Here is a 21,164-nt window from a genome sequence, read left to right on the forward strand (position 1 = left end):
AGGTTAAAAGAAATTATGCATTCTTTTCTTTTAATAAATCTCTGATTTGAGTCAAAAGTTCCTCTTGAGTTGGACCAGCTGGCGCTTCCTCAACAACAGCTTCTGGTTTTTTCAATTTGTTGATACCTTTGATCATTACAAATAAAGCGAAAGCCACCACTGTAAATGAAATTGCTGCAGAAATGAAATTTCCGTATTTAATAGCAGTTCCAGGAATTACAAGTTGTGATAGGTTTTCAGCATTTATTGCTTTTAAAGCTGGATTAAGGATAGCAGGGGTAATAAGGTCTTCAACTAACGAAGTTACAATTTTACCAAATGCTCCACCGATAACTACACCGACAGCCAAGTCGATCACGTTACCTTTAACAGCAAACTCTTTAAATTCTTTAAAAAATCCCATAGTGTTTTGTTTAATGTGTCTGCAAAAATATGAAAATATATTAAAGTTTTATGAACTTCATCATTTGTTTTATAAACTTATTGCAAAATTTTAGAAATAGAACGATATTTGCATCGTTGCTTTTATTAAATTAGCAAAAACTACATGATGAAAATACTCAACGTTAACCAATTGCGTGAATGTGATCAATTTACAATAAAAAATAAGCCAATTTTTTCCATTAATCTCATGGAGAAAGCGGCTTCGGAAAGTTGTCAGTGGCTTTTAAAAAATGCTAATCCTAGTGATGATTTTATTATTTTTTGTGGAAATGGGAATAATGGCGGAGATGGTCTAGCGTTGGCACGATTGCTAGCGCAAAATAATAGAAAAGTTAAAGTCGTAGTTAATTACGGTAAAAAATTTTCGAAAGATGCTGTAACCAATTTACAACGTATACCGGAGACAGTACCTATTATTGATGCAAGTGATTTTACACGTGGTATAATTCGTAATTCCACCGTTATTGTAGATGCTATTTTTGGTATCGGTCTTAATAAGAATATTGGTCAACCTTGGGAGAACGTTATCACCGAAATTAATAACCTTTCTAATCGCGTTGTTTCTCTGGACTTACCATCTGGGCTTAGTCCGGACGGAGATAAAGACAGTAGTATTCATGTGAAAGCTAATGATACACTTAGTTTCCATTTTTATAAGAAGACCTTTTTTCATTCGGAGACGGGTATTAATTGTGGCAGAATTCATGTGTTAGATGTTGACCTTAGTGCAACATATATTAATGAAGTCGTTGTTAGCTCTTTTGTTGCAGATGATGCAGAGGTTAAACGGATTTATAAAGCACGTCCAGAATTTAGCCACAAAGGACATTTTGGAAAAGCAGTTGTAGTTGGTGGTAGTTATGGTAAAACAGGAGCTATATTATTGGCTGGTCGTGTTTGTGCTAGAGTTGGTGCAGGTTTGACTTTTATTAGTGCGCCAGAATGTGCTTATTCTGCGAGCCTTATGCAAGTTCCAGAAGCTATGTTTGAGTTTGCAGGTGCCCGCGAGATTGAAGCTATTAATGTGATTGAGGATGGCGAGTACGGAATTGGACCAGGCTTCGGACGAACTGAAACAGCTAGATTAGCACTCGAGAATTTCTTAAGAGGTCATAGCCGTCCAATTTTGTTAGATGCAGATGCTTTAACATTGTTTTCTAGTCATTTTAATTTACTATCATGGGTGCCAAAAGATTCTATTTTGACGCCGCATCCTAAAGAATTTGATCGCCTTTTTGGGGCTTCACCTAATTCTTTTGCGAGATTAGAATTGGCAAAAGAAATGGCAAAAAAACATCAGCTTAATATTGTTCTTAAAGATCATCATACGCAGATAGTTCTTCATACTGGAGAAGTTTATTATAATGTTACGGGGAATTCCGGTTTGGCAAAAGGAGGAAGTGGTGATGTTTTAACGGGAATTATAACTTCTCTTTTAGCACAAAAATATTCACCAAAAGAAGCCGCTATTTTTGGCGTGTGGATACATGGTAAAGCGGCGGATTTAGCGCTTAAAGGACAGTCTAAAGAAAGTCTTCTCGCGTCAGACGTTATCGAAAGCGTTGGTAAGGTCTTTAACTATCTGTCAAAGTAGATATTAAAATACTAATTATAATAATTAAAATTGTCCAGATCCACACCGATTTGGACATTTTTGTTTGTTGTCCCATCGCCACTTTATAAATGCTAGATTGGACTTCAAAAAATATAATTAAAACAAAAGTGTTAATCAACATTCCAAAAGAAGATTTTAAATCGAGATTCCAATTTTGTCTAATAGAAGAAACATCAGATATTTTTAAAGATTTTAAATCAGCGATTTGTGTACTAAAAATCACGAAAAAAATTAATCCTAAAATAGGCAGTAACCAATAGAATAGTTTGTTACCAAATCCATCAGCATCACCATTAAATCCAAAATGCGTGGGTATTCTTGTTGGAAGACTACGGTAGGTAAGCGCACTGAATAATAATAGTCCAAATAGTACTAAAGAATTAATGAGTATTAGTAAGATTATCATTTTTAATTGAAAATTTAGATGAAGAAAATATTTAAATTTTATAGCAATTTAAAACTATTTTAATAAAAACGGAATTCTTTTATCGTTAAATTTGTTATATGATAAATGATAAAAAGAATGAAATTTTTCGACAATTAGTCGAAAACAAATTCCAAATATACAATTCGCTTTTCATGAGCTTGCCTTATGACAAAATGACGAATATCGGCATGTTGCTACCGTTTTTATACGAAGAAAGTAAAGACGGTTACGACAAAGCTTTGTCGCCAGAAGAGATTATTAATTCGTTTTTTAAAAACCATACAGACCTCGAATCCGAAGATCAAAAGTTAGAACTGCTTTTCAAGATCGTTCAGTATATCGAACGACAGGTAGTTTTGTTTGACAGTATCGAAGATGCGGCTTTTCAAAAGTTGCATTCGGATGCCGATTCGGGCACTGTGCTTAATCTTTACGAACGAGCTTTGCAAGATCATCGATTGACTGATGTTCGAAAGAAGTTAAAAGATTTCTCTGTTAAAATCGTTTTTACGGCGCATCCAACACAGTTTTATCCAAATGCAGTTCAGCGAATTATTCATGATTTACGAGATGCCATCCAGAATGATTCGGTTACAAATATTGATGTGCTTTTGCAACAGTTAGGCAAGACGCCATTTGTTAATAAAGAGCGTCCAACGCCTTTGGACGAGGCGATGAGCATTATGTATTATTTGCGATACGTCTATTATCAAAGCATTGGAGATTTGTACAAAAAACTGAAAGAAACCTTCGGAACCGATGATTTTCACTTGCATCCCGATATTATAAAACTTGGTTTTTGGCCAGGCGGTGATCGCGACGGTAATCCGTTTGTAACTGCTGATGTAACCTTGGAAGTTGCAAAAGAGCTGCGAAGCTCGATTCTTAAATGTTATTATGGACATCTTAAAAATTTGAGAAGAAGACTTAGTTTTAGAGGTGTTTCCGAAGTTTTGGAAGATTTGAGCCATCAATTATATCAAGCGATTTTCCAAAAGGATTTTGAAATTTCTGAAACAGAAATTATTGCTAAAATAGATCAAGCTGAGTATATTTTAATCACAGAACATCAATCACTTTTCCGTGAATTATTGGACGATTATCGAGATCGTGTAAAGATTTTTGGGACACATTTTGCGACTTTAGATATTCGTCAAGATAGCCGTGTTCATCAGAAAATTGTAGATTCTATTTACAATCATTTATTTAAAAATGAAGAGGATTCTGAACTTTCTAATCAACAGAAATTTGAAAGTTTATTAAACTCTGATAATCATGTTAAACCTGATGATTTTGAAGATGAAATTGTAAAAGATACTTTGCAAAATATTTTGAACGTTACCAAAATTCAGCAACAAAACGGCGAACGTGGCATGCATCGCTATATCATTTCTAACTCAGATGAGGTTAAAGATGTGATGAATGTTTTGGCTTTGTTCAAAATTAGCGGTTATCAAAATGACGCTATCAAAATGGATATTGTTCCACTTTTTGAAACGATGGAAGGTCTCGATAACGCCGAAGCTGTGATGCGAGCTTTGTATCAACTTCCATTTTATCAAGCTCATCTCAATATGCGTGGCAACCAACAATATATTATGTTAGGTTTTTCGGATGGGACAAAAGACGGCGGTTATTTGAAAGCGAATTGGGAAATCTATCGAGCAAAAGAGCGTTTGACAGCCATTGCAAAAGAATTTGGGATTAAAGTCATTTTCTTCGATGGTCGTGGTGGTCCGCCAGCAAGAGGAGGTGGCAAGACGCATGATTTCTATGCTTCACAAGGCAAAACGATCGCCAACAACGAGTTAGAATTGACGATACAAGGTCAAACGATTACCAGTGTTTTCGGGAATAAAGACCAAGCGAAATACAATTTTGAACAGTTATTGACAGCAGGAATTGAGAACGATGTTTTTGAAAATTCTAAAAAAGATTTGACCGAAAAAGAGCGTCATTTAATTGATAATTTAGCGGAACTTAGTTTCGAAAAATATTCGGAGTTAAAAGCGCATCCGATGTTTGTGCCGTATCTACAAGAGATGAGCACACTCGAATATTATGGAAAAACCAATATTGGAAGTCGTCCGAGCAAACGTGGCGCAGATGGCGAATTAAAATTTGAAGATTTGCGGGCGATACCTTTTGTGGGTTCTTGGTCACAACTTAAGCAGAATGTTCCTGGCTTTTATGGATTCGGGACCGCGCTTAAAATTTTGAAAGATGAAGGTCGATTTGATGAAGTTAAATTCTTGTACCAACATTCAGATTTTTTCAAAACTTTGGTGCTTAACTCGATGATGTCGATGAACAAAACTTATTTTCCATTAACTTATTATATGAAAGAAAATAAAAAGTTTGGTGAGTTTTGGAATGTCCTTTTTGATGAATTCAACCTGTCGAAAGAATTAATGTTAGAATTAACAGGTTTCAAAGTTTTGATGCAAGAAGAACCGCTTAACAGAAAATCGGTTTTAATAAGGGAAAAAATCGTACTTCCGCTTCTGAGTATTCAGCAATATGCGCTAATGCAAATACAGAAAAATCCTGATAACAAAGCCGTTTACGAGAAGTTAGTGATTCGGTCTTTGTTTGGGAATATTAATGCAAGTCGTAACTCTGCTTAGTTTTTTAATTTAACACAAAACAAAAATCCATTGACTATGGCAGACTCAACATCAGGCGTTTCTTCAGAGCTTTTTAAAACTATTTTTATGAATACTTCCATCGGAATCGTGTGGATGGATTCGGAGAGTTTTAAAATTAAAACCATAAATCCTGCATTTCTTGATGTCTTTGATCTTGATGAAAATTGTATTGGTAAAAGTGGTTTAGACGTTTTTCCAAATTTAATTGTTAAAGATAATTTAGATATAATTTCGGATATTATTAATAATGGCGGAAAACATAAACATGTTATTCAACTTTTAAAAAATGATGCAGAAAAGTCAGATGATGTACAGTTTTTTGTTTTAGAAATTTCTCGTGTTAATTTTGAAAATGAGTTTGGACTAATGATAACGCTGCGCCAAATTGGAGAGCGATTGTTCTTCGAAAAACGCATGGCAGAATCGAAAGAAAAGTTCGATTATCAGGTGGCGGGTTCATTGTTTTCGAAAGCAATTTTGATTGGCGAAGATGCGCAGATCGAGATCGCTAACGAACGTATGATTTTGACTTTGGGTAAAGGTTATAATATTTTGGGCTCTTCTATTTTTGATCTTTTCCCTGAATTAAAATCTCAAAAAATAGCTGAGTTATACAAGCTTTGTTTGGAAGAAGAAACAAAGATTTTCGAAAAGTGTATTCCCATAGAAATCAATATTAATGGTGTTCTCAAACATTTATTTTTAAAATTTGCTTTAAAACCTATAACAAACAAAAGGGGAGATCAAAAGGCAGTTTTGTTGTCCGTTCTTAATATTACCGATTTGGTTCTTGCAAAGCAAAAGTTGTACGATCGAGAAGCTTTGCTCAAGCATTTTATCGAAAATCTACCAGTTGCCATTAATGTTTTAGAAGGTAAAGATTTTGTCTATCGTGTTTCTAATAAGATTTCGGAAAGTGTTTGGGGATACAAAATAGACATAGGCACTCGCGTTATTGATACTGTCCCAGGTATTGAAGAACGTCCGATTTTTAAAAATTTACAAAAAGTTTTTAATGAAGGTATTCAGTACGAAAAGAAGGAGCACGAATATGTTGATGCCAAGGGGAATACACAATATATTAACTATATTTTTCAGCCAATTAGAGATGTTGATGGTAATGTGAAGTATGTGATGACTTTGGGTTATGATGTTTCGGAAGAACTAAAATATAAAAAACAACTCCGCGAAAACGAAAAGAAATTCAAAACCTTAGCAGAGTCGATGCCACAGTTGGTTTGGACTGCTGATAATGAAGGTAGTGCAGATTATTTTAACAGTAATTGGTATACGGTAACCGATATACAGTATGGCGAAAATCCTTGGGGAAACCTCGAAAAATTATTAGGCGTTTCGCCTTCAGAAGCTAAGGTTCTTACCGCAGAATGGTATAATTGCATTGCCAATAAAAAAGTTTATGAAAAGGAAATGCTGTTTAATAATTATAAAAAAACGGGTAAAAAACACTGGTTTTTAGTGAGAGCAATTCCGATTTATAATGACGAAAAAATGGTCGATTCTTGGATCGGAACTTGTACAGATATCGACGATTTCAAACAATTACAACAACAGAAAGATGACTTTTTGGGGATTGCGAGTCATGAGCTAAAAACCCCGCTAACCAGTCTAAAATTATATTCTCAGTATATCGGAAGAAATCTGCAAAATATAGGAGATACAGCTAATGCAAGTGTTGCTCGAAAAATGGACGAGCAGATTAATAAATTGACAGAGTTAATTGCTGAACTTCTTGATGTTACAAAAATCCAAAACGGAAGAATAGAATTAAAATCTAGTAAATTTGATTTTAATGACTTGGTGAATGAAGTTGTAGAAGAACAACAAATGGCGAGTAGACATCAGATTCTTGTTAATGCTAAGCCAGTTGGGATGATAGAAGCCGATCGTCATCGACTGTCGCAAGTCATGAGCAATTTGATAGGTAATGCGATCAAATATTCGCCAGATGCTGATAAAGTCGTTGTAACTGCCGAACATTTGGGTGATAAAATCAGATTTTGTGTTCAAGATTACGGCATTGGAATTCCTGAAGAAAAAATTGAACATGTTTTTAAACAATATTATCGTGTGAGTGGTGAGAAGGAACATACAATTCCAGGTTTGGGACTTGGTTTGTATATTTCTGCCGAAATCATCAAAAGAAGTAATGGTAACATTTATGTTAATTCTGAAAGGGGAAAAGGGTCTAATTTTTGTTTTGAACTTCCTGTAAAAAACTAATACAATCTTTTCTCAAATGTCGGAATTAAATAAAAAAATTATCATTGTTGATGACAATATTGCGATTTTGGATTCGTTGCAGATGATGTTGGATTTGGAGGGTTATGATGTTCAGATTTTCGAAAAAGGTTCTGAAATGTATCAACAACTTGACAAAAACAATTTGCCCAATCTTATCCTGATGGATATGTGGTTGGCTGGTGAAGACGGACGTGATATTTGTCGATTAATCCGTGCCAATGAGGATTTCGTGACGCTTCCAGTTGTTATCATGTCTGCAAGTCGAGGTCTTGCAAATTCCGCGATAGAAAGTGGTGCTAACGAGTTCGTTGCAAAGCCTTTTGATCTTTTCGATGTTTTGGATAAAATTAAAAAGTATTGTGATAAAAATTAAAAGACTGCCTTTCTAGACAGTCTTTTATAATTATTCTTATTGAGCAGAATTTTCAACATCTTGTTTTAATTCGCCAGCTTTATTTTTTGCTTGATCAACCACTTCGTTCGCTTTGGATTTTAGATCGTTACCGAATTTTGTTAAGTTGTCTTTTGCTGTATTGATTTTATCTTTTACAGCTTGTTGCTCTTCTGGCGTTGACTTTTTGTATTTCCAATATGCTAAAGCGCCTAATCCTAATAAAGCCAAAAGGCCATTTTTTTTAGATCCCATAATTTATTTGTTTTAATTATTAACTATTTGTTCTAGTAGTCTAAAAGGAAATAACGTGCCAAAAAAGAATTGTTAATTCATAATAAAAGTTAAATTTTGGAGTAGTTAATCCTGTTTTTTGATGCTGATTGTAAGTTTATTAGTTGCCTTAGTTTAATTCAGTTTTTCTATAAATATATGTTTAAAAAAAATGAAATTCTCTTTTGACAATCGTGGTAAACAGTTACTGCTTTTCGCCCAAACTATTGATGGCTTCGATTAGGTTTTCTTCACCGTGACCGCCACATTTACTATACACAATTTTACCATCTTTATCAATAACTGTTTTTAAAGGATAACAAAATGAACCAAGTAAAATTTGTTTTTGTTTTTCAGTACTTTGTGTATTGTCAATTTGATCAAATAGGATTCCAGAGTTTTTCATCATTTGATGAAGTGCTTTTTGGTCATCATCGTGATCTTCAAGAATTCCAATGAAGTTAGCTTTATCTTTAGTCGCCTCATAGACGCGATTCATTTCTGCGGGCATATCGTAGGTGTCCGATTTTTGAAGATAATCTTTGCGATATACAATAATGACCAAAGTTTTTCCGAGATAATCTTTTGTGTTAAAAGTCTTACCAGAAATAGTTTTCGCCGAAAAATCTTTTAATTTTTGTTCAGGTTCTAGAGTTATTAATTTTTTTCGGTATTCAGCTAATTCTTTTGTACGATCAATGTCTGGTTCTTCTTTTTTCTGACACGAAAATGCAAAAGGAAGGATCAGCGTTAGTAAAAGAAGTTTTTTCATAATTGTATTTTATGTTTCTAAAATACAATTTTTGCTAAACAAATACGCCCAGAAAATTAATTTTCTGGGCGTATTCAATATTTTGATTAATGCTTTTTACTTCGCATCTTTCCATTCGTTAGCAAAATTGATGAAGTCTGCTACAGACAATTCTTCAGCTCTTATATCAAGGAAAGGATGTATTTTCATACTTTCAGGGATGTTGAGAACTTTTAAAGCGTTGCTCAATTTTTTACGTCTTTGGTTAAAACCTGCTTTCACAATTTTCTTGAAAAGTTCTTCGTTACCAGCCAAACCTTCTTTTGGATTTCTGAGCATTCTGATAACACCAGATTTTACTTTGGGTGGTGGATTGAAGACATTTTCGTGAACCGTGAAAAGATAGTCAACATCGTAATAAGCTTGGATCATCACGGATAATATTCCATAATCTTTGGAGCGTGGTTTTGCGGCAGTACGTTCTGCAACTTCTTTTTGGAACATCCCGACCATCTCTGGCACCACTTCGTAATTATCAACTATTTTAAATAAAATCTGTGACGAAATATTGTACGGAAAATTTCCGATAACTGCCAGCTGTCCTTTAAAAACTGTAGGAATGTCAATTTTTAAAAAGTCTCCAACGAAATGTTGTTCCTGTAACTTCGGATAATGAATCTTAAGATAATCGATAGATTCGGTGTCGATTTCTGCAACAAAAGTTTCTGTTGTTTTGTCCAAAAGAGACTTTGTTAGTACGCCCATTCCAGGTCCAACTTCCAAAACTTGGTCATAGCCTTGGTAAGAAAGTCCATCGACAATATTTCTTGCAATATTTTGATCAGTCAAAAAGTGTTGACCTAGGTGTTTTTTGGCACGTACATTCATTTTGCAAAGATATTTATTTTTGAATTAGGAATTACGAGTTTTGAATTATGAATTATGAATTATGAATTATGAATTATGAATTATGAATTATGAATTATGAATTATGAATTACGAATTAATTTTGCTAGACAACAGACAACAGACAACAGACAACAGACAACAACCAACAACCATGAACCATCAACCGACAACCATAATCCAAAATCTAAAATCTAAAATCTAAATTCAACGTCATTGTTTTGCAATAGGGATGGAAGCGGCATCCTTTGTGGTGGCGCGAGGCGACGGAGCGTAGCGGAGTCGTCCGAGTGCCACTACAAAGATATAGCGGACAGCCCGACCGCAAAATAGGCTGGCCTAAAGCTTTGGTTTTTGCGGGATTGCCCAAAAAATATCCTCGAAAATTGATTTAGAATGCTCGCTTTTTATGATTTTATTAACAATACTTTGCCCTATTTTCGAGGCTTAAGTGAATATTATTTTCTATTTTAGCAGAAAATTTTTATTTAATGCCAAAGACTGTAGAGGATATTAACAAAAGTAGATTACGATCCAGTAACATTACCGTAGTTATAAGTATTGCTTTAGTTCTTTTTCTTGTGGGCTTATTCGGGTTAATCCTGATTAATGCTCAAAAATACTCGGATTATATTAAGGAACAATTGGTTGTACAAGCTTATTTTGATGAGAATCTTGATGTAAAAGATTCTGCAAAAATCGAAAAAGCCAATCAGGTAAGTTATGAACTTATCAAGACGCTTCCGTTTGTGAAAAAGGCAACTTTTATCTCAAGAGAACAGGCTTCTGTGGAAGCTAGAAAAAGTATGGGGATTGACTCCGAAGCTTTGTTCGATTCGCATATTTTTCCGCCATCTGTAGAGGTTTCTTTGAAGCCAGAGTACGTGGATCCTGCTAAAATAGAACAGGTTGTAAAAGAGCTTTCTAAAGTGCAAGGTGTGAAGGAAGTTAAAAATGACGACACGCTAACTAAGTATGTATACAACAACCTTAACAGAATTTTGAAATGGATTTTCGGATTTTCGGTTTTGTTTTTAGTATTGGCGATTGTATTAATTAATAACTCGATTCGACTTAAGATTTACTCTAAACGTTTTATTATCAAGACGATGCAGTTGGTTGGTGCGAAGCGACGTTTCATTTTGAAGCCTTTCGTAATCGAAGCTATTATATTAGGTTTGTTAGGTGCATTAATAGGATTGGCAGCTTTAGGAGGACTTTGGTATTTCTTCACAAACGAGATCGGAACGCCTTTCGTTAATGATCCTAATCAATACTTATTATTAGTGATTGCTGTTTTTGCAGTGGGTGTTTTAATTACAGTTCTAAGTACTATCTTTGCAACTTGGAGATTCTTAAGATCTCATGTTGACGATTTGTATTATTCATAATTATGGCTAAAAAGAATAAATTTTCGGCGGATCAATTTGGAAGCCCAGCTTCTGCGCCAACGCCAAAAGAAAATAATTTTTATTTTGGGAAAGCTAACTTCAAATGGATGTTAATCGGTTTGGCTTGTATTATCTTAGGATTTGTCCTGATGATGGGCGTTGACGCTAACACAACACCAGAAGGGAAGTTTGATCCTAATTATTGGAACGAAGGGATTTTTTCTGTTGTCAGAATCCGTATCGCACCTTTCTTGGTGATTGCAGGATTTGTGGTTCAGATTTATGCTATCCTGAAACGTGACAAAAAATAACTAGAATTTTATAAAATAAAATCATATTAAACTTTGGAAGAGTTCTGTTCTTTTTCAAAGTTTTTTCAATTTAACGACAAAAAACTATGGATTTAATAAAAGCAATAATCATCGCTATTGTTGAAGGTTTAACCGAATATCTGCCAATATCTTCAACGGCGCACATGGGATTCGCTGCCAACCTTATGGGTATGGAAGAAACCGAATTTCTAAAAATGTTCCAAGTGTCGATTCAGTTTGGGGCAATTTTGTCTGTGGTTGTCGCCTATTGGAAAAAGTTTTTTGATTTTAATAATCTTAAATTCTATCTTAAACTAGGTTTTGCGGTTATTCCGGCCTTAGTTTTAGGTTATTTATTCGATGATAAAATCGAAGCCGTTCTAGGTAACCAAATTGCAATTTCGTCGGTTTTGGTTTTAGGTGGTGTTATTTTATTATTTGCAGATAGTTGGTTCAAGAATCCCAAAATTGATGACGAAAAAGGCATTTCTATCAAGAAAGCTGTTACCATCGGCTTTTGGCAGTGTCTTGCGATGATGCCTGGGACGAGTAGAAGTGCGGCGTCTATCATTGGTGGTATGACGCAAGGTTTAACACGAAAAGCGGCGGCTGAGTTTTCATTTTTCTTGGCGGTTCCTACAATGTTAGCGGTGACGGTTTATTCTGTTTTTGTAAAAACTTGGGGAAAAGAAACGGCAACACCTATGAAGGGTTATGAGATGATTATGGAATCTCAAAATCACATTATCGCTTTCGTAGTTGGTAATATCGTGGCTTTTGTTGTGGCACTTATCGCTATCAAATCTTTCATCGGCTTGCTTAACAAATACGGTTTCAAACCTTGGGGTTGGTACAGAATTTTTGTTGGTGTGGCATTGTTGATTTATTTTCAATGGTTTAATAATTAGAATTATTTGGGCAGCTTTTCCCCCTAAGCTTGTAGTGAGTTTATCGAAGTGCTCCCACTTTTTTGTTTTCTGAAAAAAAAGAGCTCTGCTCAACTCGAGGAACGAAATTCTTCGAATCAAATAAAAAAAAACGGGAGAAATGAGATAAGCCGGGCTGCAGATTATAAGCAGAATAAAAATTCTACTTTTTTAGGATTTAGAAATTAAGATTTACGAATTAATTTTGCTAAAAACTAAAAACTAAAAACTAAAAACCAACAACTGTCAACCAACAACCAAAAAAATGAAAAAATACAAAATCCAAGCAAGTCCTTTTGTAGTACCAACTACCGATGGAAAACTGATAGAAGAACACTGGGGAAATTCTACAGGAAATCAAAATATTTCGATTGCGCACATGGTCGCGCCACCCAATTGGAGCGAGCCACATCAGACACCTGAATTTGATGAATTTACTTTGATTATTTCTGGAAAAAAACAATTCGAAATCGATGGCGAAATCATCAATTTAGAAAAAGGTCAAAGCATTTTGATAGAGAAAGGCGCGCGTGTTAGATATTCCAATCCGTTTTCGGAAGCTTGCGAATATGTTGCGATTTGTCTTCCTGCATTTTCGATGGATTTGGTTAATCGAGAAGAGTAGCTTTTAGAATTCAAATTTCAAAAGTTGCATATCTTTTAACTGAATGCCATTTTCAAAAATAGGTTTGGGATAATTATCGATAAAGAAATTCTTTCTAACGTCATATTTTTGAAATCCATTTTTTTCATAAAACCGAATCTGATTAATCCCACAATCTGCTGTCCCAACGATAATACGCTTGTATTTTGGATAGTAGATTTTTTTGATATGCGTTAAAATTTGCTCGCCAATTCCTTGTCGCTGATACTTTTCAGAAACGGCGATATTTTTTAATTCAACAGTTTCTGCATCTTGGTGATACAAACAGAATACGCCAACATTGTCGTTGTTGAGTTTCACAAGATAGACATCAGAACTCGACAAATATTTGTCAATAGCGACGCGTGTTTCGTCCGCCAAAAGCAAAAGCTCGTAGGGATAATCATCCGTAATCAATTGAAAATCGAGTAGGGGAGCTTTCATTTTTTACATTACTAAATCTTCAAACAGTCGATCAAAAGCTAAATCCAAATCTTTGGCTTGTCCAGGATGTGGACGAGATGTTTGGATGATAGAACTTCGCACAGCTGTTAACCAACGGAATCGCTCGGGGATTTCGAGTTGCGCAATTGGTCCAGCATCTTTACCGCCTTTTGCAACGTTTTCAAAAGACGTCAAATGTTTTTCGATAATGTCAAATTCGGTTTCACAAATAAAACATTTCATGCGGTCTGAGCAAAGGTAAGTTTTCACTTTGATGTATTTTTCACGCTTGCTAAAAAGCACCAAACCAACATTGATGAACTCTTCGCGTTCAGGTTTCGGCACCAGACGAATCACCGCGTACTCGTATAATTTAACCTCTTGCATGTTTCGCTTCATTTACAAAGTTATCAGAATGGGCAACACGCCTTGTCAAAAACTGAAAATACACTTCTTTTATTTCCTCTGGCGAAAGTTCGGTATCGCGCCACTGTAACCAATCTTCAGGGATTAATTCCACAATTTCGCGCAAAACATCATCCGTCAATATCGCTCGGAATCTGGTGTTGACTTCCTCCAATTGATCGGCTTGCGGTAATAAAACATGATCTTTTATCATCACAAAAGGGCTCACCGCATTCTTTTCCCAATTGTCCCAAGAATGATGAAAATACAAAGAAGCACCGTGGTCAATCAGCCACAATTCTTTATGCCAATATAACATGTTTGTATTTCGGAAAGTACGGTCGATATTGGTAAGGAAAGCGTCTAGCCAAACAACTTCGGACGCCAATTTACCATCGATTTTTACAGCAGCAGGATCGTAATTGATGCCACCAGATAAATAATGTAAGGCCAAGTTTAATCCAACACTTGCTTTCAATAAATCCTGAATTTCCTCGTCGGCTTCGGTTCTTCCGAAGTCTTCGTGCAAGTTTGCAAAAACCAATTCAGGCGTTCGCAATCCCAAAACCTGAGCCACTTTGCCACCAACTAACTCCGAAATCAAAGCTTTCACGCCGTGACCAGCGCCACGAAATTTCAACACGTATTTGAAGTCGTCGTCGGCTTCCGCCAAAGCTGGCAACGAGCCGCCCTCGCGCAACGGCAAGATATAGCGTAAGACGGTGACCGTCCGTAGTGATAAATCCATCTTGTAATTTAAAATGTAAAAATAAAGCAATATTTTTTATTTGGGCGCCTTTTCCGCCCTCCACTCCCGCTTTTTTGCTTTTCGACTTTCCAAGGCTTGGGCTTTCCACCGCGTCGAAGCGCAAAAAGAGCTCCGTTCAGGTCGGGGCGCAACCACGCCGTTGCAATTATTCTCTAATATTTGCTTTTCTACCACAGAGTTATTTTTTTTATTAGCTTTTGTGGTTTTCGAAATCGTTTGAAATGTGAAACTTTAAACGTTTGTAGTTTTTAAAAATGCTGAAAAGTTTCTTAGATTATTAAAAAGAATGTTTCCAATTTATATGAAAACTTTATTTCCTATTTTTTTAAATTTTAAAAATGCACTTTAAACTTTTGTGGTTTAAGAAAGTAAAGATTCGATTTTCCAAATGACGTTTTAAAACTCACAAAATAATCCTTATTTTTGGGGAAATATTCAACATAATGTCAAGTTTTATCGACTTCGGTATTGCGAAAAAATCTTACTATCATCAACAAAATATGAATAAAATAACAGAACTTTTTAATATAAAATATCCAATCATCCAAGGTGGAATGATTTGGCATAGTGGCTGGAGATTGACTTCGGCGGTTTCTAACAGTGGAGGATTAGGACTTATCGGTTCTGCAAGCATGTATCCCGATATTCTTAGAGAAAATATCCAAAAGTGTAAAGCAGCAACAGACAAGTCTTTTGGCGTTAATGTCGCTTTGTTGTACCCGAATCTCGAAGAGATTATCAATATCATTTTGGAGGAAGGCGTTAAGATTGTTTTCACGTCAGCGGGAAGTCCAAAAGCTTACACCGAAATTTTAAAAAAAGAAGGCATCAAAGTAGCACATGTGGTGTCCTCAACCAAATTCGCTGTTAAATGTCAAGAAGCTGGTGTTGATGCGATTGTTGCAGAAGGTTTTGAAGCAGGCGGACATAATGGTCGTGATGAAACAACAACTTTGTCACTTATTCCAAATGTTAAACGACATATCTCTACACCGTTAATCGCTGCTGGCGGCATTGCAACGGGCGCTCAAATGAAAGCTGCGATGATTCTTGGTGCAGACGGCGTGCAAATTGGTTCTCGTTTTGCAGCAACGACGGAGGCGAGTTCTCACGATAATTTCAAAAATAAAATTGTTGAACTTGGCGAAGGCGATACACATTTAACTTTAAAGGAATTAGCACCAGTGAGATTGGTGAAAAATAAATTTTTCAACGATTTGGAAGCGCTTTATCAAGAAGGTAGAAATGTTGAAGCTCTAAAAGAAACATTGGGAAGAGCGCGTGCAAAACGTGGAATGTTCGAAGGCGATTTGGAGGAAGGCGAGTTAGAGATTGGACAATCTTCGGCGCTTATCGATAGTGTTTTGCCAGTCGAAGAAGTTATCAAGAATTTGGTGGGAGAGTTTAATGCCGCTAATTTAGATCTTAAATTATAGGTGTTAGGAATTATGTAAAAGGTAAAAGGTTTTAGAAAATCAAGTTTCCTTTATAATTCAGATATTACTAAAAACTAAACACCAAAATCCATGCGAACATCATTAATAACTTATCACTCATAACTAATATAAGGTGTTTTCAAAACAAGAAGCAGCGCAACTAAAGAAAGAATTTTGGACCGCTTTCGGGAAAGCTTTTCCGAGAAAATGGTTGTTGTACGATACTAAGATTAAGGATTTTTCTTTTAAATTCAGTGCAGATAATAAAAAAGCTGAAGTCTCTCTCGACATCGAAATGAAAGACGAACTCTTCCGAAATGCTTATTTTGAGAAGATTCAATCTTTGGAAGATTTGTTGAGAGATGAGATTGGCGATTTTGAGATGGACGAACATTTTGTTTTGGAAAACGGAAAAGTTATCAGTCGCATTTGGCTAACAAAAACAGGTGTTAGTGTTTTTAATAAACAAACTTGGACGCATACTTTTGAATTTTTTGTCGAAAAAATGACGGCTTTCGAAATGTTTTTTTATGAATACGAAGATTTTATAAAAGACGTGTAAGACGAATTTATATTTTGGAATTACGAATGATGATTGATGAGTCAATGATTTTGTACGAAGCCTTAAAAAAAATATTATGAAGAAAATAACAATAAAAGCTAAAGATTTTTTCGAATTGTTAAAATTGAAAGACCAGTCGATGTGGGATATTTTTGCATCGCTAATAGATGGAGAAGAAAAGGAACTAATTTTTGTGGACGAAAACAATGAATTCTTATTCAATTATGTTTTGCCAACGGATTTCAAAAAATTACAAGACGATAAAGCTGTTTTCTCAAAAGAATATTCAGAAAAGTTGAGTGGGCTAAATTAGTCAAGCAACTTCAGGATAATTCCTCCTAGCCCCGATTGAAGCGGCATCCTTTTGTAATGGTCGCTGAGCGGAGTCGAAGCGATCATTACAAAAGATATAGCGGAAAGCGGGCGAGGATTTTCTAAGAACAATTAATCGACCTGCTCCTCATTTTTGTTTTGATTTTTCCAAGTTTTGAGCCATTCGATGTAGCCAACTGTCGCCATAAATGTGAATACAAAATATTGTAGCGACGTGATGCCAAGTCCTTTGTAGAGCATCATTGGGATACAGATAAGGTCTGCGACGATCCAAAAAATCCAGTTTTCGACGATTCGTTTTGCCATCAAAAACATGCCGACCAAGAATAGAGAAGTCGTCACGATGTCCATATAGTTCGCCCAATCGAGGTGGTACAATCCTAATTTGACGTTCTCCATCGAGAAGTTGTTGTCTATAAAAGGTTTGTAATAGTAGATTAAACCTACAAAAACTAAACTCCCAACAAACAAAATAATCGCATTTTTCCAATCTTTTGGAGAGGCTTTTTCCACATTGATGTGGACGTTGTCGTTGGTATTTTGACGCCATAATATCCAACCATAGATGCTCATTACAGTATAGTAAACGTTAATCAGCATGTCGCCTAACAGCCCAAAAACAAACATGATATAGATAAATAACACTGTTGAAATGATGCCTGTTGGATATACCCAAATGTTTTTTTTGATGGAATAATAGACACTTATAATCCCAAAAAAAGTTGCAATAGCTTCTAAGACAATAAGATAAGTATCGTAGGATTGATATTGTGCACTAAGGTTGTTGAAAAAATCGATCATGCTGGTAAAGATACATATTTAATAAAAAATATCTAATATTATTATTATATCATTAATGTTAAAAATACAAGATTCTCTTAACTTATTTTAATATTTTATTAGGATTTGATGTTGTAATTGCGTTTTTTTTATATTTTCGTAACCTGAAATTAAATAAAGAAGTAAAGAGTATTTTTTATGTCAAACATTTGGATAAAAAAACCGCTAAGTGCTTACGAAGCGGACATGAAAAAAAGCCAATTGAAGCGTGTTCTTGGTAAATGGAGTTTAACAGCAATTGGTGTCGGCGCTATTATTGGTGGTGGTATTTTTGTGTTGACAGGGACGGGTGCTTATTATCACGCAGGTCCAGCTTTGGCGATTTCTTTTATTGTGGCAGGTATAGCCTGTGTGTTTGCAGCGCTTTGCTACGCAGAGTTTGCATCGATAATTCCTGTAGAAGGTTCGGCTTATGCTTATGCTTATGGTACAGTTGGTGAGATTTTCGCTTGGGCGATGGGCTGGTGTCTCATCCTCGAATATGCGATGGCAAGTATGGCGGTCTCCGTGAGTTGGTCCGGTTATTTTAATAAATTTCTAAAAATATTTGGCGTCCATTTGCCTGCTTGGCTGACGTCGGATCCATCGAGTTATACTGGCGAAGGATTTTCTATGAATTTACCAGCTTTTATCATTGTACTTTTAATTACAGCTTTGTTGGTTAAAGGGACCAAAGAAGCAGCTGGCGCTAACAACCTTATTGTAATTATGAAAACGTCGGCGGTTATTTTTGTAATCATTGCTGGTGCTTACATCGTATTTACAAACACAGATCTTTATACAACTGTTGACGGTGTTAAAAATTGGAAACCTTTTATCCCAGCCGAAACACTAGTCAAAAATCCTGAAGGCGACATGGTCTCAGCATACGGCGTCAAAGGGATAATCTCGGGAGCTGCAGCTATTTTCTTTGCTTACATCGGTTTCGATGCCGTGTCTACACAAGCTGGTGAAGCTATTAATCCTAAAAAAGATGTTCCGTTTGCGATTATCACTTCACTATTAATTTGTACTGCACTTTACATTTGCGTGTCGTTGGTATTGACAGGGATGATGCATTATACAGACTTTAACCCAGAAGGCAAATTCCCAGAAGCGATAAAAGCGCCTGTGGCTTACGCTTTCGAAATTGCAGGTTATCACTGGGCAAGTAATATTGTTACCATTGCTGCGACAGTAGGACTTATTTCTGTAATCATGGTTATGATGATGGGACAGTCAAGAATCTTCATCGGAATGTCAAAAGACGGTCTTATCCCAAAATTCTTGGGTGAGCTTCATCCAAAAACTAAAACTCCAGCTAAAGGTATTATTCTTTTAGGTTTGGTGGTTGCATTTATCGCGGCTTTTACACCGATTTCGACCTTGGCAGATATGACAAGTTTTGGAACATTATTCGCGTTTACATTAGTGTGTATCGCAGTTTGGGTAATGCGTAAGAAAGAACCAAATCTAGAAAGAAGCTTCAAAGTGCCGGCTTACAAAATCGTTGTAGCATTGGGTGTTTTCATCAACTTATATTTGATTCTTAACCTTAGCGCACATGCTTTAGAATTGTCTGCTGGCTGGCTTGTATTGGGCGTTTTGGTCTATATGTTCTATGGTCGCAAAAATAGCCATCTTAACAATCCTCACAAGAACACCGAAAACTAACTATATTTTTTTTAGCCCGCTTTTTTTGAGCGGGTTTTTTATTTGGGCGTCTTTTCGGTCTACGGGCAGTCGCTGTTTTCCAAATCTTGGACGCTGAGCGGAGCCGAAGCGCCACTTCGCTCCGCCCAGTGTCCATCTTAGAAAACGAGCTCCAACAATGCCCTCCGCCCGGACGCAGATTTGAAATAAAAATACTAATTTGTCCTTCGAAAATTTACAGGTCATGAAATCATTTTTCCTTTTTGTATCGCTAACAATTTTTGGGTTTTCAAAATCTCAAAATATCAAGATTGACACACTGTTAACGGATAACATTAGCATTCGCGCTATCGAAGTTTACGATGGCAAAGTTTGGTACGCAGGTTCGCAATCCAAGTTTGGGTTTGTTGATTTTCAGAAACCAGCAAATAAGAAACAAATAAAGATTAATGAACTTAACCAAGAGTTTCGTGTTTTAGCAAGATTTAAAGATGGAGCATTTCAAACAGTTAACATCGGTTCTCCAGCTCAATTCTATAATATTGATAAGAATTTCAAAATCACTGAATTATTAAAATTAACAGATTCCACCACATTTTACGATTCATATAAAGTTGACCCTAAAACTAATAACGGATTAGCGATTAGTGATCCTTTCAAAAATGGAAGAGTTGACTTCTATATGGTGGAAAACGGTAGTCCGATGGATATTGCTGCCGAACTGCCAACTTATGCTAAAGGAGAAGCGCATTTTGCAGCGAGTAATTCTAATATTGCAATGCAAGGTAACAAAGTTTGGATTGCGACTGGTGGCACAAAAGCTAGAATTTTCAAATTCGATTGGTCTAGAATTTCGAGATGGGAAGTATTCGAAACGCCTTTCGTACAAGGTACATCTTCGCAAGGTATTTATTCTATAGATTTTGCGGACGAAAACTTTGGTATTGCCGTTGGTGGTGATTATAAAAATCAATCCGAAAATATCAACAACATAGCGACAACCAACGATGGTGGCAAAACGTGGCAAATACAAGCTTCTGGACAAAATGCAGGTTATTCGACTTGTGTTAAGATAAAACCAAAATCCAAAGGCAAAGAGATTATAGCTTTAGGAGATAATCATATCAGTTATTCTCAAGATTTTGGAAAAACTTGGACAAAAATCTCGGATGAGAAAGGTTTTTACACCTGCGAATGGCTAGATGCCAAGACTGTAGTTTTAGCAGGAAAAGACAAAATTTCAAAACTTAGTTTTTTAGATTAACAAGAATGACAGTTTATAGTTAATACCTCAGTTATGCTATCAATGTTTATAATGCTTTAGCGCTTAATAAATTTGAGAGTGTAATCTCGAGATCCTGAAATAATAATTTTCAAATAATAAATGCCTGAATTGAAGTGTGAAACATCAATTTGGTATGTTTCATTGTTTTTGAGAAGTAATTTACCTTCTTGATTATATATTTCGAAACGATTGTAATTAATATTTTTATTTATTAAAAGTATCTTGTCAACAGGATTTTTTAGTATAATATTTGTTACAGAATTTAAGTTTTGGGTTGTTGATAGGATCAAAGAAGAATCTATTTCGATAAATTGTGTATTATTAGGAGTAGCGCCATTTACATTATCAAAAGCGAATTTAGTAATCAAGTTATTTGTTGCAATATTATATTCGAATAAAGTTCCAAGTTTATTAAGCCCACCTTCATAATTTAATCCGTAAATTTTATTGTTTGATGCTTGAAATAAGCT

Annotated in this window: 23 protein-coding genes; 13 read left to right on the forward strand and 10 right to left on the reverse strand. The window is 35.5% G+C overall.

Features of this window, described 5'->3' with window-relative positions:
• Positions 1-13 precede the first annotated feature (13 nt).
• The gene (gene mscL / locus B5X62_RS04970) at positions 14-403 is read right to left on the reverse strand and encodes a large conductance mechanosensitive channel protein MscL (RefSeq protein ID WP_079666294.1); all 390 of its coding nucleotides are present in this window, start codon (positions 401-403) and stop codon (positions 14-16) included.
• A 144-nt stretch (positions 404-547) separates the two neighbouring features.
• On the opposite strand from mscL, the gene B5X62_RS04975 reads away from it, so the two are divergent.
• Positions 548-2,038, forward strand: coding sequence for an NAD(P)H-hydrate dehydratase (locus B5X62_RS04975; protein ID WP_079666295.1), 1,491 nt, complete (start codon positions 548-550; stop codon positions 2,036-2,038).
• Here B5X62_RS04975 and B5X62_RS04980 read toward each other — a convergent pair.
• Positions 2,019-2,465 carry a DUF1648 domain-containing protein gene (locus B5X62_RS04980; protein ID WP_079666296.1) on the reverse strand — a complete coding sequence of 149 codons (447 nt, stop codon included), beginning with the start codon at positions 2,463-2,465 and terminating at the stop codon, positions 2,019-2,021. The genes B5X62_RS04975 and B5X62_RS04980 overlap by 20 nt on opposite strands.
• Before the next feature lie 98 nt (positions 2,466-2,563).
• Between B5X62_RS04980 and B5X62_RS04985 the strand changes: the two genes are divergently transcribed.
• The 3 genes from B5X62_RS04985 to B5X62_RS04995 are packed head-to-tail and all read left to right on the forward strand — an operon-like array spanning position 2,564 to position 7,769.
• Positions 2,564-5,113: a phosphoenolpyruvate carboxylase gene (locus B5X62_RS04985; RefSeq protein ID WP_079666297.1), complete on the forward strand. Its 2,550-nt coding sequence runs from the start codon at positions 2,564-2,566 to the stop codon at positions 5,111-5,113.
• Between the two features lie 36 nt (positions 5,114-5,149).
• Positions 5,150-7,375: a PAS domain-containing sensor histidine kinase gene (locus B5X62_RS04990; protein ID WP_079666298.1), complete on the forward strand. Its 2,226-nt coding sequence runs from the start codon at positions 5,150-5,152 to the stop codon at positions 7,373-7,375.
• Positions 7,376-7,391: 16 nt separating this feature from the next.
• A complete protein-coding gene (locus B5X62_RS04995) occupies positions 7,392-7,769 on the forward strand; it encodes a response regulator (protein ID WP_079666299.1) in 378 nt (125 codons plus the stop codon).
• A gap of 36 nt (positions 7,770-7,805) precedes the next feature.
• Here B5X62_RS04995 and B5X62_RS05000 read toward each other — a convergent pair whose 3' ends face one another.
• The 3 genes from B5X62_RS05000 to rsmA form a co-directional block, all read right to left on the reverse strand.
• Positions 7,806-8,042: a YtxH domain-containing protein gene (locus B5X62_RS05000; RefSeq protein WP_079666300.1), complete on the reverse strand. Its 237-nt coding sequence runs from the start codon at positions 8,040-8,042 to the stop codon at positions 7,806-7,808.
• 223 nt (positions 8,043-8,265) lie between these two features.
• Positions 8,266-8,832: a peroxiredoxin family protein gene (locus B5X62_RS05005; RefSeq protein ID WP_079666301.1), complete on the reverse strand. Its 567-nt coding sequence runs from the start codon at positions 8,830-8,832 to the stop codon at positions 8,266-8,268.
• Positions 8,833-8,928: 96 nt separating this feature from the next.
• On the reverse strand, positions 8,929-9,699 hold the full coding sequence (gene rsmA, locus B5X62_RS05010; protein WP_079666302.1) for a 16S rRNA (adenine(1518)-N(6)/adenine(1519)-N(6))-dimethyltransferase RsmA: 771 nt from the start codon (positions 9,697-9,699) through the stop codon (positions 8,929-8,931).
• Between the two features lie 509 nt (positions 9,700-10,208).
• On the opposite strand from rsmA, the gene B5X62_RS05015 reads away from it, so the two are divergent.
• The 4 genes from B5X62_RS05015 (at position 10,209) to B5X62_RS05030 (ending at position 12,970) form a co-directional block, all read left to right on the forward strand.
• Positions 10,209-11,108, forward strand: a complete 900-nt coding sequence (locus B5X62_RS05015; protein ID WP_079666303.1) for a cell division protein FtsX — start codon at positions 10,209-10,211, stop codon at positions 11,106-11,108.
• A gap of 2 nt (positions 11,109-11,110) precedes the next feature.
• The gene (locus B5X62_RS05020) at positions 11,111-11,419 is read left to right on the forward strand and encodes a DUF3098 domain-containing protein (protein WP_079666304.1); all 309 of its coding nucleotides are present in this window, start codon (positions 11,111-11,113) and stop codon (positions 11,417-11,419) included.
• Positions 11,420-11,505: 86 nt separating this feature from the next.
• On the forward strand, positions 11,506-12,327 hold the full coding sequence (locus tag B5X62_RS05025) for an undecaprenyl-diphosphate phosphatase (protein ID WP_079666305.1): 822 nt from the start codon (positions 11,506-11,508) through the stop codon (positions 12,325-12,327).
• 283 nt (positions 12,328-12,610) lie between these two features.
• Complete coding sequence (locus B5X62_RS05030) at positions 12,611-12,970, forward strand: cupin domain-containing protein (RefSeq protein ID WP_079666306.1); 360 nt, start codon at positions 12,611-12,613, stop codon at positions 12,968-12,970.
• 3 nt (positions 12,971-12,973) lie between these two features.
• On the opposite strand, the gene B5X62_RS05035 is transcribed toward B5X62_RS05030, so the two are convergent.
• The 3 genes from B5X62_RS05035 to B5X62_RS05045 are packed head-to-tail and all read right to left on the reverse strand — an operon-like array spanning position 12,974 to position 14,585.
• On the reverse strand, positions 12,974-13,432 hold the full coding sequence (locus tag B5X62_RS05035; protein WP_079666307.1) for a GNAT family N-acetyltransferase: 459 nt from the start codon (positions 13,430-13,432) through the stop codon (positions 12,974-12,976).
• A 3-nt stretch (positions 13,433-13,435) separates the two neighbouring features.
• Positions 13,436-13,819 carry a DUF3037 domain-containing protein gene (locus B5X62_RS05040; RefSeq protein WP_079666308.1) on the reverse strand — a complete coding sequence of 128 codons (384 nt, stop codon included), beginning with the start codon at positions 13,817-13,819 and terminating at the stop codon, positions 13,436-13,438.
• Entirely contained in the window at positions 13,806-14,585 is a 780-nt protein-coding gene (locus B5X62_RS05045; RefSeq protein WP_079666309.1) for a HipA family kinase, read from the reverse strand. Before B5X62_RS05045 ends, B5X62_RS05040 begins: the two co-directional genes overlap by 14 nt.
• Before the next feature lie 521 nt (positions 14,586-15,106).
• On the opposite strand from B5X62_RS05045, the gene B5X62_RS05050 reads away from it, so the two are divergent.
• The 3 genes from B5X62_RS05050 (at position 15,107) to B5X62_RS05060 (ending at position 16,917) form a co-directional block, all read left to right on the forward strand.
• Positions 15,107-16,042: an NAD(P)H-dependent flavin oxidoreductase gene (locus tag B5X62_RS05050; RefSeq protein ID WP_079666376.1), complete on the forward strand. Its 936-nt coding sequence runs from the start codon at positions 15,107-15,109 to the stop codon at positions 16,040-16,042.
• Between the two features lie 133 nt (positions 16,043-16,175).
• A complete protein-coding gene (locus tag B5X62_RS05055; protein WP_079666310.1) occupies positions 16,176-16,604 on the forward strand; it encodes a DUF4268 domain-containing protein in 429 nt (142 codons plus the stop codon).
• A 76-nt stretch (positions 16,605-16,680) separates the two neighbouring features.
• On the forward strand, positions 16,681-16,917 hold the full coding sequence (locus B5X62_RS05060) for a hypothetical protein (RefSeq protein WP_079666311.1): 237 nt from the start codon (positions 16,681-16,683) through the stop codon (positions 16,915-16,917).
• A gap of 131 nt (positions 16,918-17,048) precedes the next feature.
• Here B5X62_RS05060 and pnuC read toward each other — a convergent pair whose 3' ends face one another.
• On the reverse strand, positions 17,049-17,738 hold the full coding sequence (pnuC, locus tag B5X62_RS05065) for a nicotinamide riboside transporter PnuC (protein WP_079666312.1): 690 nt from the start codon (positions 17,736-17,738) through the stop codon (positions 17,049-17,051).
• Positions 17,739-17,915: 177 nt separating this feature from the next.
• Here pnuC and B5X62_RS05070 point away from each other — a divergent pair, with 177 nt between their 5' ends.
• Both B5X62_RS05070 and B5X62_RS05080 read left to right on the forward strand, forming a co-directional pair.
• On the forward strand, positions 17,916-19,430 hold the full coding sequence (locus B5X62_RS05070) for an APC family permease (RefSeq protein WP_079666313.1): 1,515 nt from the start codon (positions 17,916-17,918) through the stop codon (positions 19,428-19,430).
• A gap of 223 nt (positions 19,431-19,653) precedes the next feature.
• The gene (locus B5X62_RS05080; RefSeq protein ID WP_079666315.1) at positions 19,654-20,673 is read left to right on the forward strand and encodes a WD40/YVTN/BNR-like repeat-containing protein; all 1,020 of its coding nucleotides are present in this window, start codon (positions 19,654-19,656) and stop codon (positions 20,671-20,673) included.
• 56 nt (positions 20,674-20,729) lie between these two features.
• Here the strand turns inward: B5X62_RS05080 and B5X62_RS15745 are convergent, their stop codons facing one another.
• The gene (locus B5X62_RS15745; protein WP_159447628.1) at positions 20,730-21,062 is read right to left on the reverse strand and encodes a T9SS type A sorting domain-containing protein; all 333 of its coding nucleotides are present in this window, start codon (positions 21,060-21,062) and stop codon (positions 20,730-20,732) included.
• Between the last annotated feature and the right edge of the window lie 102 nt (positions 21,063-21,164).

It is taken from the genome of Soonwooa buanensis (assembly GCF_900167905.1).
GTDB lineage: Bacteria > Bacteroidota > Bacteroidia > Flavobacteriales > Weeksellaceae > Soonwooa > Soonwooa buanensis.